At 54.1% G+C, this 4,153-nt stretch carries 4 protein-coding genes; all 4 read left to right on the top strand.

From position 1 onward, the window contains the following. The first annotated feature begins 81 nt into the window (after positions 1–81). Entirely contained in the window at positions 82–1,143 is a 1,062-nt protein-coding gene (gene urtC, locus NW837_RS10475; protein WP_414331332.1) for an urea ABC transporter permease subunit UrtC, read from the top strand. Positions 1,144–1,313: 170 nt separating this feature from the next. Beyond that, positions 1,314–2,081, top strand: coding sequence for an urea ABC transporter ATP-binding protein UrtD (gene urtD, locus NW837_RS10480; RefSeq protein WP_011433599.1), 768 nt, complete (start codon positions 1,314–1,316; stop codon positions 2,079–2,081). Between the two features lie 34 nt (positions 2,082–2,115). Then, positions 2,116–2,880 (top strand): urea ABC transporter ATP-binding subunit UrtE, encoded by a 765-nt coding sequence (gene urtE, locus NW837_RS10485; RefSeq protein ID WP_414331328.1) that lies wholly within the window; start codon positions 2,116–2,118, stop codon positions 2,878–2,880. 219 nt (positions 2,881–3,099) lie between these two features. Beyond that, positions 3,100–4,153: tRNA 2-selenouridine(34) synthase MnmH (mnmH, locus tag NW837_RS10490; RefSeq protein ID WP_414331330.1), on the top strand; the 1,054-nt coding region annotated here is incomplete at its 3' end.

Genomic DNA, 4,153 nt, shown 5'->3' on the forward strand with positions numbered 1-4,153 from the left:
AAACTGGTTCATTCCCCCCGTGCTGATCATGAAGTGGCTGCTCCCGCCGCGGGTGGGGATCCCAATTCTTCTCGCAAGCTTCTGTGGGAGGCCGGGATCCTCATCGTTTTGGTGCTGGCCTTGATCTTTGTGGCCCCAACTGTGCTGTCTGGCTTTCGGCTCAACTTGTTGGGGCGGTTTCTGGCCCTCAGCATTGTAGCTTTGGGGATCGACCTCATCTGGGGCTATACCGGCATGCTCAGCCTGGGGCATGGGGTGTTCTTTGCCTTGGGGGGCTACGCTCTGGGGATGCACCTGAAATTGCAATTGCCGGAAGGTCAGATACCGGAGTTTTTCAGCCTCTACGGGGTAACGGAATTGCCCTGGTTTTGGTATCCCTTTTATTCGTTTCCGTTTACGGCTGTTGCTGTGGTCTTGATCCCGGCTTTGGTGGCAGCAGCCCTGGGATATTTGGTGGTGAGAAATCGCATTCGAGGGGTTTATTTCTCCATTCTAACTCAGGCCACCACGATTATTTTCTTTAACTTCTTCAACGGCCAACAGCGCTTAATCAACGGCACCAACGGCCTGACCAACTTCCAGACTTTGTTTGGCCTGGATGTCAACTCGTCCGAGATGCGCTTCGCTGTCTATGTCACTACAGTTCTGGCGGTGGTTTTGGCTTACCTTCTCTGTCGTTGGCTGACCAGCGGCCTATTCGGTCGGATCCTGGTAGCCATTCGAGATGACGAGCCGCGGGTTCGTTTTTCCGGCTACGATCCCACCGGCTTTAAAGTTCTGGTGTTTGCCGTGTCTGCTGCCCTGGCAGGCATTGCCGGAGCTTTGTTTACCTTGCAAACTGGGATCATCTCCCCCAATGCGATGGCCGTTCCCTTTTCCATTGAAATGGTGATCTGGGTGGCGGTGGGCGGTCGGGCCAGTTTGGTGGGGGCAGTGCTGGGGGCTCTGTTGGTCAACTTTGCCAAGAGCTTGCTGAGCGAAAATTTTCCGGAGATTTGGCTGTTTTTCCAGGGGGGATTGTTCCTGTTGGTGGTGCTGGTGCTGCCGGATGGACTGGTGGGTTGGGTGCGCACCCAAGGCAGGCAACTTTGGGTCACCGTTCAGCTTTGGCGCAGGCGTTTGGCAAATACTTCTCCAGCCTAAATCTGGCTTTCTCTTGAGGATGTCAGTTATGTGCAAGATATAAGTTTAAGGTAAGAGGATCCCATGGGTGAGCCAGCGATGCCAAGTTTCCTCTCCTATTTGATGGGTTTATTTGATGGGTTGAGAACCCGGTTTGACCTTTGGCCTTTCCGTTCTTGGATGTGATCCCTATGCTCACTGCAGCTCCCACCGCCACCCGACAAATTTTACAAACTCAGGATCTCACCGTCAGCTTTGATGGCTTCAAGGCTTTGGACAGGCTGAACTTCTCTCTGGAGGAAGGGGAGCTGCGGGTGGTCATCGGCCCCAATGGGGCAGGCAAGACTACGTTTCTCGATGTGCTGACGGGCAAGGTTAAGCCTACTCGAGGCCGGGTGCTGTTTAAAGGAAAAGATCTGACCAAGCTCAAGGAACATGAGATCTCGATTTTGGGTGTTGGGCGCAAGTTTCAGACGCCGCGGGTCTATCAAAACTTGAGCGTGCGAGAAAACTTGGAGCTATCCCTCAACCCTGACAAAAGGGTTTTTTCCACCCTATTGGGCAAAAAGCATCTGCGAGAAAAAACGGATGCTCTTTTGGAAACCATTGGCCTCAGCCGTAAGGATCGGGTTCCGGCAGGGCTGCTTTCCCACGGAGAAAAGCAATGGCTGGAGATCGGCATGGTGATTGCTCAAGATCCGGATTTGCTGCTGCTGGATGAATGCGTGGCCGGGATGACGGACAAAGAAACAGAAGCTACAGGAGAGTTAATTCAATCCTTAGCCCAAAGCCACACCATTTTGGTGATCGAACATGACATGGTGTTTGTCCGACAAATTGCCCGCAAGGTTACCGTTTTACACCAAGGCTCGGTGCTGTGCGAAGGTACCTTTGAGGATGTGAAAAACGACCCGAGAGTGATTGAGGTCTATCTCGGATCCCACAAGGGGAAAAACTAAGCAAAGAGGCTATAGTTCTGTATCTAATCGACTCATGCGCAGGCCTATGAATACGGAAAACGCGACCGCAACACAAAACTTATCCCGAGATGGATCCGGGCCTCTCCTGGAGGTCTCCAACTTGAGGGTTTACTATGGTCAGAGTTTAATTGTGAAGGATCTCTCTTTTAAGATCTTTCCCGGCCAAGCGGTTTGCCTTCTGGGCCGCAATGGTATGGGCAAAACCACCACACTTAAAGCCTTGATGGGACTTCTGAAAGACTGCACAGGCAAAATTGCTTTTGAGGGCCGTCCTATCAACCATTACCCTCCCAATTGGCGAGCCCGCGCCGGTATTGGCTATGTACCCCAAGGTCGAGAGATATTTCCCCGCCTAACGGTTGAGGAAAACCTGCTGGTGGGGCTAGAAGCGGCACCGGACAGAGAACGGATCATACCTGAGTTTGTCTATGACCTATTCCCAATTCTGCGTTCTTTTCTTAAACGGCTGGGTGGGGATTTGAGCGGTGGGCAGCAGCAGCAACTGGCCATCGCCAGAGCTTTGGTGGCGGAGCCCAAACTTTTGCTCCTGGATGAGCCTACAGAAGGGATCCAGCCCTCTATCATTATCGAGATCGAAGAAGCCATCAGCCGCATTCAAAAGGAGCGGGGCGTTTCGGTGTTGCTGGTGGAGCAGTATTTTGAGTTTGCCCAAAGCCTAGCCGATTACTTTTATCTTATGGAAAATGGATCCCTTATCATGGAGGGGCCGACTGACCAAATGGACGAAGAAAAAGTCCGAGCTCACCTTTCTATCTGAGGTGGCACCTGGAGAGCCTGAAAACCTCTATAACTTTTTTGAGAGCGGCAAATGGCATCCTGCATGTTCCAGAGACCTTGCCTAAACTTCTGGAAAAGCGAGAAGTCCACCTGCGAGGGGATAGGCTAGGGTTAGCCCTGGGCTTCCTTGAGCAGCAGCGTTGGCTAAGCTAGAAACTGTTCAAGATTGCGCTAGCTTGCCATTTCTATCCGCAGGTTTGTGTCTCCTCCGATTCACTTCACTGCAGAGCCCTGGCTGCACACCTACAGCGAAATTATCGATGTGCGCTCTCCGGCAGAGTTCGCAGAGGATCATTGGCCGGGAGCCATCAACTTGCCTGTACTCTACGATACAGAACGGGCGGAGGTGGGCACGCTCTACAAGCAGGTGGATCCCTTTACAGCCCGCAAACGAGGGGCAAGCTTGGTGGCCCAGAACATCAGTCGCCACTTGCAAACCCATTTTGCCGATAAAGATCGCGATTACCGGCCCCTAATCTACTGCTGGCGGGGAGGGCAGCGCTCTGCCAGCTTGGCATTGGTGTTGTCCCAGGTGGGCTGGCAGGTTACGGTTTTGCAAGGTGGCTACAAAACCTACCGGGCCTGGGTGCGCCGACAGCTGCAGATCTTGCCCCAGGAATTTACCTACCGAGTGCTCTGCGGACCAACAGGGAGCGGCAAAACCCAGTTGCTTCACCATCTGCGCCAACAGGGATCCCAAGTTCTCGATCTGGAAAAGCTGGCCTGTCACCGGGGATCCCTCCTGGGGGCCGAGTGGGGGGTGCCACAGCCCAGTCAGAAGAGCTTTGAAAGTCAACTGGTGCAGGTTTTTCTCCAGTGGGATCCCGCCAAGCCAGTCTGGGTGGAGGCTGAGAGTGCCAAAGTGGGCCAGCTCCATCTGCCGCCTGCCCTTTGGCAAGCCCTTACCCAAGCCGACTGTGTCGAAGTGCAGTTGCCTCTAGAGGAGCGGGTGAAGGGGTTAATCGCCCACTATCCCCACTGGATTGCTCACCCCCAAGCGCTAAAGGGGAAATTGCTGCCTCTGAAGTCCCGTCTTGGCCAGGCCCGCCTGCAGCGTTGGTTTGAGCTGATCGACGCCCAAGACTGGCCGCAGTTTGTGCAGGAGTTGCTGGAGCAGCACTACGACCCCACCTATCGACACGGGCTGCAGCAAAACTTCAATCGCCCTCGGGCCCGGATTGAGCTGTCTGACCTTTCCGAGACCAGCCTCAGGGAAGCTGCTGCTCGCCTCATCCAGATGCCGCTTGGATCCC

It is taken from the genome of Synechococcus sp. R6-10 (genome assembly GCF_047461815.1).
Classification (GTDB): Bacteria; Cyanobacteriota; Cyanobacteriia; order Thermostichales; family Thermostichaceae; genus Thermostichus.